Source organism: Stygiolobus sp. CP850M, assembly GCF_037389425.1.
Lineage (GTDB): Archaea > Thermoproteota > Thermoprotei_A > Sulfolobales > Sulfolobaceae > Stygiolobus.
The window spans coordinates 1-8409 of sequence record NZ_JBBHKR010000005.1; the positions used below are offsets into that span (position 1 = coordinate 1).

The following is an 8409-nucleotide window of genomic DNA, read 5'->3' on the forward strand; positions in this document are numbered from 1 at the left end:
CGGTATCAAATCTATTATCGAGGACGTTAAGTCCAAAAGCTTAAAGGAGTTAGGATTTAGGTCTTAAGCTCTCAAGATTAAACTTAGTTTTATCCATGACTTTTGTTGTAGTAGCCACAAACTGAAGTGTACTTTCTACCGAATAACGAGTGATATACCTTTATTGAGGGTTGTGTATAAAGAAAGTCCTAAATTCACTCCAACTCACTAAGTTAAGGATATTTTAAGACCGTAAAAGTTTAGAAAAAATAAACTTAGTTGAGAATAAGTGGCTAAAAGCAAGAAGACTGAAATTCATATTTATTTGTGAGAAATTCTTGGCATCTTGATCTTACACGATTATTCTCACTCTATCAGCCTTATTTAGAAGCTCGGAGTTCGGTTCATTATTATTATCGGCCGATTCAACTTACTTATTTATCTGGTTTTAGTTTGTATTTGCGTTAGTTTATTACTCAGTACTAAACAGCCCCCCAACTTTGTAATTGGATAATCACTGCAACGTATATCTAAGATTGCCTCCTTGTTTTACAATCCTAAACTTCTTCTTTTAGTCAGCAGTTATGAGATTTCTCGTTAAGTGTAGCCTTGAAGTCAAGGCAAAATCTAATAACCGCTGTTTTAGTCTTAATACTTTTAGTATATGTCAAGCTACTTTAACCTAATATAATGCTACTCGTAGAACTCCTATATTGTGTCTTTTACCAGAAGTTTAATAATTAAAAACTTATATTAGAGAATATGGAGTATATCCCGCCTAAACGGCTACTTGAATTAATAAGACAGTATAGTATAACTTTCGCAAACTGGCATTCAGTAATGCTCGACATTTATTTTCATAGAGAGAAAATAAAATGTAAATTAAGAAATGGACAAGTCTTATATTTAAAACCTAATGAAGTAGTTTTGTTAGCCGGACTAAGGATCACTGAGCTCAATGAAGACAGTGTGAAATTTCAATTTAAAGGAAGGGAAATTTATCTGAAGGGTTGGAAATTAAGTGACCCAGGAGATTCTTTCTCAGATTATTGGAGGATTAACGTTAAAGGTAAAAGAGTCTTAGATATAGGAGCCGGTATTGGTGATTCCCCAATTTACTTTTCTATCGCAGGTGCAAAGGAAATAGTAGCAGTAGAGATAGATAAAAGAAAAGTTGAACTAATGAGAGATAACCTAAAAATTAACGGAATTAACAACGTTACCATAGTAGATAAAGGTGTTGGAGTGGAAGACAGTAATAATATTATAAGTTGGCCGAAATTGGTTTATCTTTACGGGCCTTTTGATGTAGCTAAAATAGATTGCGATGGGTGTGAGAGAATAATTGCCCCTTACATTAAGGAAATTAGTGAACTGCTTATAGAATGGGATAATGATTATCAGAATATAATAAGCAGCTTGAATAAAAACGGTTATAAAGTAAATGTTGAGCACACCCTAAAGAACTTAGGGTTTATATATGCGATAAAATAATATCTTTAACATACGTGATAAACTATATTAAACTAGAATTCCATGTAAAGTTGATGGTAAGAGTAAGTGTTGCAATTCCCACGTACAATAGGAAGGAAAAACTCAGAAGGCTATTAAACTCACTTAAAGAATCTACCTTTAAGGATTTTGAAGTTATAGTTGTGGACGACGCTTCTACTGACGGTACTGAGGGAATGATAAAAAATGAATTCCCTTACGTAAAATACATTAAACATGAGAAACCTACATTAGTGGCTAAGTCCAGAAATGACGCTGTAGAAGCTTCTGAAGGGAATTACATATTCTTCGTAGACGACGATAATGTAGTAGAAAGAGATACAATTGAAAAGCTTTTAAATTATATTGAAAAGCACGAGGAAGTTGGAACGATAGCTCCAGTCACTTGCTATTACTTGTCTCCAGATAAGGTTATGTATGCTGGCGCTGTCTTCTCTAAGTTTATGAGAAGGACAATTTTCTTATATTCTGGCTTCCCTTGCAGGAGCTTAGAGGGGAAAGTGATAGAAGTAGATGTGTTTGCTAACAGTTACATGTTTAGAAAGGAAGCAATAAAGAAAGCCGGTTTAATTCCGTGGAGGAGAATACCCTGGAACGGGGAGGACGGATATTTACAATACAAAATAAAGAAACTAGGATACAAGAACGTGACTTTAGGCTATGCAAGAGTGTACCACGACGTGGATATAAGGGAAGGAGTAAAGAGGTATAATGAAATGAGATTGTATTACGCGATAAGGTCTAAAATTGTATTTCATAAAGATTTAGATAGCAAGCTAAGTAATATTACATTCCTTATTTCTCTTCCGTTATACGTGTTATACTACATATACATTGCGAATAAGGCAGGAATTTTTGTTAAAGGCTCTACAGCAGTAATAAAGGGGTTATTAGACGGGCTATTTAATAAAGACATGGTAAAATATGCATAGATTATTGGTATAGGATTCTTTTAGCTAAAGAAGTACTCATTAATGAAGATAATAAAGATATAGCAGAAAGTACACTATACTCATTGTAAATGGTGGAAGGCTTTAATGAGCCACTAAGTAAGGACAGAGCCAATTTAAGTTTTCTGATTCTATTACCTTTATTATAGATTAAGTAATGTGCTAAGTGTAATTTATACTGTTCTTCAATAATTCGTCTCACTGTTTCTTCTTGAAAATATTTTAGCATAAAAGTATAAGAGCGTATATAACGTTCTAATAATCTTGCGTTAAAAAGCTTGCTGTTATGCTGAGAAAAAGACTGTTCATGAACCCTATAAAGTGTAAGAGGAGATTTTGTCAATGCTATTCGTCGACCTTTTTCCAGAGCACACAAAAACCAAAATCTTTCAGTATTAATATCCACTTTTTTTAAACCGTGTATACATTTCATAGCGAGATCCTTAGAAATCGTTGTACAACTGTTATACATCTCTGGATGATATGTCTTAATAATGTATTTTAAAATCTTATTATTTCGCAAATTACCTACATGAAAAAATTCAATGTCATAGTCACTAAAAGGAACTATCTGGGACTCGTAGGTAGTTTCTTTAATTGGCATAAAGAGATTGTGGAAGAAATCTAAGTCCGAATAATTTAGTAACTTTTTCAAAACATAAATTTTATTTAAAGCAAACATATCATCGTCTTCTAAAAATGCTATTAAATCTCCATGAGCATTGAATATCCCAATAGCTTGCTTCTGAGCTAGTGATTCCTCACTGGTGATAATATTCTTTACATTATGAAGATCTAACCAAGAATCTACATTGTCATCTTTAAAATTCTTAACGGTAATTATTTCTATATCTTCAATAACTTTCGCACTAAGTGTTGAGAATATGGAATTAATAGCATAAGGAAGATACTTCTTTCGATTATGAGCAGTTATAACAATTGTAACCTTGCTCATCTTTAGATATAACTGTAGTTATAGCAGATATTAGATTTTGCCTTGATTACAGAGCGATATTTAAGGGAAAGTCCCATAACTGTTATGTAGTTACTATTTAACAATAATCTTTATAAACCTAATGTACCTTAAGTTTTTTATTCATAGATAATTTTAATATACAAACTATCGATGGACTAGCTGAGAAGAAAAGAATAAAAATTACTAGATAAAAGGTCATATCGATATGAGTAGAATAAATTCTTTCGCATTACGTCTAAAATATGATAACTTGTTATATATTGTATTGGCTATTGTAGATTTTGTAATAGCATTTGATTATACGCGTGGCGGTGTAATTTATACTACAGACTCTACAACATTTGTTTACAATTACCCCCCTTGTATCATATCACTACTTATTAATGGCAATTTATAGTTATTATCCTTGGTAACCGAAGCACCTACTTTCTCTATGTTTACTTTCCAAATTATTCTCCGCCATGAACTCCCTAACCCTCTCACCATGTAATCTCAGGTTGTTCATCATTATTATCAATTTCTTGTTCCTAATTATCCTCCTCGAGTAGAGTATAATATCATCAGAATTTGTTGAACTATTACGCTAATTTTAATCATGGCGCTTCCAGTGGAAATATTTAAAACTTCCTTTAAACTTTTATCTGTGATGTTAATTACAATCGTAACTTATAATCCTGAAGAGGACTTTGTCGCTGGCATTATAAAGAAAATTAGAGAAAAAGAGGAGAGAGTAAAGATTCTTATCGTAGATAATCATTCGACTAGAAAACCACTAAATAAGATGCAATTTTTGTCAGACTACTTTATTCCTTTTGATAAGAATTATGGTCTCGGAAAGGCTTATAATAAAGCGGCGGAAGTTGCTAAAGAACTGGGAGAAGATTATATTATGTTTTTGGATCAAGACACGACTATTCTTGATAATTTTGCTCCCAGCAAAGTTGTAAGAGAAGCTAACGAGCTAAAAGAAAAGGGAGGTCCACTGCCAATAATATTGAGTGTGAATATAGACAACGCTCTGATAGACAAGATAATTCCAAACTCTAACTTTTACACAGCTAGGGTGATAGTCAATAGCGGTATGATATTGAACGTAGATTATGCGTTAAGACAACCTTTCTTAGAGGGTTTATTTCTTGATTGGTTAGATGTTGAATATGCTTATAGGGCTGAAAAATTTGGATATTTACCTCTAGTTTATAGAGAGAGAATGATCTTACATAAGCCCGGGGAAGGGTCAAAATATTATTCGAGGCTATGCGGGAAATTACTGGTAGCTCTAGAGCTCATGTTACATAGGAATGATAAAGATCGTGAAAACTACAAACAGTATATGTATTACTCCAATTTCCTAAGATATTATCTCATGTTACGTAATGATATATACTTATGGGTAAGGGGAAAGATATATCCTAGTTTTTGGAAAATGATTATAGGAGACTTATTCCTCATGTGCGAAGTTCTTGGGTATAGAAAGAGCGCTAAATGGATTTTTAGGGCTATTATGTATGGCTTATTAGGAGATTTAGAAAAAGATAATCAAAAACTCTTCAATTAATTTCTTTAAGAACTCACGGTATTTCTTCTCTTAGTGCTTTTTCAAAGTTATTTACCGTAGAACTCCATGTAAATCTTTTTGCGGTCTCTAATCCATTCTCAATTAACTTTTCTCTCAGTTTATCATCTTGCAGAACCTTAATTAAATTGTCAGATAAAGACTTAACATCACCGGGTTGACTTACCAATGCGTTGTAGCCATTTACAGCATAATCCCTAGAACCTTTGTTATCAGTCATAACTACTGGTGTTCCACAAGCCATAGCCTCTAAGGGCGGCAAGCCAAAACTCTCAGCGTAAGATGTGAAAATGAATGCATCAGCTGATGAATAAAGCCTAGACAGCTTTTCATCATCTACATTTGAGAAAACGGAATAGGAAAAATCTATGCCGATAGTTTTAGAATATGTCTTTACTAAATTTTTACTACCAACTATTATTGCATGAATAGGTATCTTTTTATTAACTATTTTTAAAACTTCTAAGCCTATGTTGTCGCCTTTTTGTTTCTGACCCCTTAGTATTAGCATAACTCTCCTCTTGTTATCATTTTGCAGCTCTCTTTTCGGTCTGAAAACTTCTAAGTTAACACCAGGGTTAGCTATGGTAACTCTAGCGGTAGGGTTGTTATCAAGTATTAACTGTTTGGTGTAAGAGGAAACTGTAACGAAGGAGAAAGGAAGTTTTAGAGAGAGCTTAAACATGTTTAGTCCTATTTTCCCTTCATTATTCTCAACTAACTCTGGGAAGTCTTGCATTAAATAAAATGGATTTTTACTTTGTGAAAACCAAACTGAGAATGCTGTTAAATAATAGGTCGCTATTGTGATGTCAGAATCGAAATTCTGAATGAATTCAGCCAATTCTGTAACTAAGTCAGACTTTATTCCTAAAAGCGAGTTAAATAATAATAGTGAGTCATAAGGTTTAATTTTACTATTTTTAAGTTTAATAAGATTATACACTTTACGAAGATTATATAGGGTTTTACTTATTTTATTCATAATAGGTTCTTTATATACTACCTCGACTTTTAAGCCCTTAAACCAACTATGATCGCCTGCTAATGATAAAATTTTAACGTTATAACCCCTATCCCTTAAGCCGTTAGCAACTTCAAATACATATCTTACTCCACCAGCTAAACTAGTGCCAAATAACACGAACGAAATTTTCATATATGAGTTAGTTTTTAAACTATCTATAAAAATTTAAATGTTAAGATTACATTATTTCTCATGAAAATTAGCGTGATTATTTCGGCGTATAATAGGAGGGACTTTCTTCTGAGAGCTGTAAATAGTGTAGCTAATCAGACTTTAGATAAGAATCTGTATGAAGTTATTGTGGTCAAAAATTTTGAAGATAAGAGTATCGACGAAACCCTAAATAAACTAGGATATAAGAACGTAGTATATGACACACCAAGATACGGCGAAAGGGTTGCTATAGGTATTGAGGAGTCATCTGGTGATATTCTGGCTTTTTTAGAGGATGATGATGAATTCAAACCCTCAAAATTAACAAAAGTTCATCAAGTTTTTAACAAGTATAAAGACGTGTACTATTTTCACGATACAAGGGAGTACATATATTGTGATGAGGTTGTTGATATGGGCACTAGTAATCCCGATATCAGAAACATTATAAGAGATCTCGAAGAGATAACTCCACACAATGAGGTAATAATAGACCCTTTTGATAAAGATATCAAGAGTTTCTTGATAAAGTATCACGGTATAGTTGCAACAACTAGCCTAATGGCCGTCAGAAGGGAATGCATGAATGATAAACTGGATTTGTTGAAAAGAATAGAAATTTCTTTAGAGAATTTTATACCAGCCTTCTCTGCAGAATGCGGAAAGATTTACCACACTGGAGAAAGGCTAACTAGATATAGAATTCATAACAAAAACACATCAATAGGATTTACTCATGAAGATCAAATAAGAGTTCTGGAGAATTTCATGAGATCTATAAGTGACGGAGAACTGATCATCAATAACATCTCTAGGAATAATCAAATAAGAAATGTCGTTAAACTTAGATTATTAGAAGCTAGATATTTATTATATAACTCACCTAAGGATATTAAAGGATATTTAAAGTTCGATGAGCATTTAATAAATGTGCTTAAAGATATCTTAGAATTGTGCAGGCTTAGACACAGTTTTAAGGAGTGTAAATTCATTCTACTATTCACTCTTTATAATAGTTTGCCTTCCGAAACTTTAAAAAGGATTATAAGAAGTGTAAGAAGATCAAATATTTTACTAAAATGATGATAGCGTCTAAATCAAGAATTTAATTAAAGATTGGTGCTCAAGTTTATTTGATTACTTAATCTTAAAGAAACCTAGTATTACTATAAAATGTTTAGATGGAAGCATTGTTAATGTGGACAGAGAAGTATATACCCAAATATTAACTTATTTTTACTGGGGAAACATAAGTGATTGTATAAATAATGTATCAATTTTTAAATTGAAAGATCACAAATATCATGTACCTATCTATGAAATGAGTAATGCCTCAGGAGGCATACAAACAGTATTAAAGGCACTTGAGCTGCATGCTTATAACACTAATATTTCTATTAACAACCTAATGAATATACTTAATCAAAATCATAGTTGCGAATTTGTAAATGAAGATATTTATAGGAAAAAACGATCCCACTTGGAATAGGGATAAAATAGGAATGACTTATTGTGTAAAAAAGAAATAATAATTGCTTCTGTAAATTAATATCTTACTTATTCTTATTATGATTTAATATATTTTATTATAAATGTAAAATTAATACAAATATTATCCATGTTCTTACTAAATTTTCCCATATCAATCTTAATCTACTAAGAAATGATAGACGAAAAATATTAAAAATTTTGGTATAATTTAGGGCTGGGCTAAAATATGTCACGGTAGCTAGGGGATTCTTCATTAGGTGTAACCTTGAAGTCAAGGCAAAATCTAATAACTACTATCTATAAAGGAAAGTTTTAATATTTTTCCTTTTAAATAACTAAACTGAATGAATCCTATAAAGAACGCTTTAAAGAGTCTTAGTGTAACTACTACCAACGTCATAGTTGCTTTAATCTTCTTCATCATTACAGCTAAGATTACTAACCCAGAATTCTTCGGAAAAGTCGCGATAATTCAACTCCTCGAAGTAGTAACTTCAGCCTTCTTTTACTTTATTCCCGGACAAATAATAACGAGAGAGATCTCTTACCTTTACGCAAGGAAAGAGATAAGCAAGAGCATAATAGGTAAGTTTCTTTCTTTCCCTTTCCTCGCCTTGCCGCTTTTTCTTATTCTCCTCCTTTTCCCTAATTACGTTAAGTTAGCAATACCTTACCTTTTCCTTTACTTGCTTAATGGTGTTATGGGCAATATAATGGTTGGAATGGACATGTTCACTGAGACAGC

The 8409-nt window shown here is 32.3% G+C and carries 7 protein-coding genes and 1 pseudogene; 6 read left to right on the forward strand and 2 right to left on the reverse strand.

The genetic code is table 11. The features are described 5' to 3' along the window. The first annotated feature begins 741 nt into the window (after window positions 1-741). A complete protein-coding gene (locus tag WIW89_RS00090) occupies window positions 742-1473 on the forward strand; it encodes a 50S ribosomal protein L11 methyltransferase (RefSeq protein WP_337719268.1) in 732 nt (243 codons plus the stop codon). A 53-nt stretch (window positions 1474-1526) separates the two neighbouring features. After that, on the forward strand, window positions 1527-2423 hold the full coding sequence (locus tag WIW89_RS00095) for a glycosyltransferase family 2 protein (RefSeq protein WP_337719269.1): 897 nt from the start codon (window positions 1527-1529) through the stop codon (window positions 2421-2423). 1 nt (window position 2424) lies between these two features. Here the strand turns inward: WIW89_RS00095 and WIW89_RS00100 are convergent, their stop codons facing one another. Then, window positions 2425-3396 carry a glycosyltransferase family 2 protein gene (locus WIW89_RS00100; protein ID WP_337719270.1) on the reverse strand — a complete coding sequence of 324 codons (972 nt, stop codon included), beginning with the start codon at window positions 3394-3396 and terminating at the stop codon, window positions 2425-2427. A 226-nt stretch (window positions 3397-3622) separates the two neighbouring features. On the opposite strand from WIW89_RS00100, the gene WIW89_RS00105 reads away from it, so the two are divergent. Next, complete coding sequence (locus tag WIW89_RS00105; protein ID WP_337719271.1) at window positions 3623-3814, forward strand: hypothetical protein; 192 nt, start codon at window positions 3623-3625, stop codon at window positions 3812-3814. Window positions 3815-4063: 249 nt separating this feature from the next. Beyond that, on the forward strand, window positions 4064-4975 hold the full coding sequence (locus WIW89_RS00110; protein ID WP_337719272.1) for a glycosyltransferase: 912 nt from the start codon (window positions 4064-4066) through the stop codon (window positions 4973-4975). A 13-nt stretch (window positions 4976-4988) separates the two neighbouring features. Here the strand turns inward: WIW89_RS00110 and WIW89_RS00115 are convergent, their stop codons facing one another. Further along, window positions 4989-6152, reverse strand: a complete 1164-nt coding sequence (locus WIW89_RS00115) for a glycosyltransferase family 4 protein (RefSeq protein WP_337719273.1) — start codon at window positions 6150-6152, stop codon at window positions 4989-4991. A gap of 60 nt (window positions 6153-6212) precedes the next feature. On the opposite strand from WIW89_RS00115, the gene WIW89_RS00120 reads away from it, so the two are divergent. Next, a complete protein-coding gene (locus tag WIW89_RS00120; RefSeq protein WP_337719274.1) occupies window positions 6213-7256 on the forward strand; it encodes a glycosyltransferase family 2 protein in 1044 nt (347 codons plus the stop codon). 752 nt (window positions 7257-8008) lie between these two features. Further along, window positions 8009-8409, forward strand: a pseudogene (locus WIW89_RS00125) (lipopolysaccharide biosynthesis protein); the annotation flags it as partial.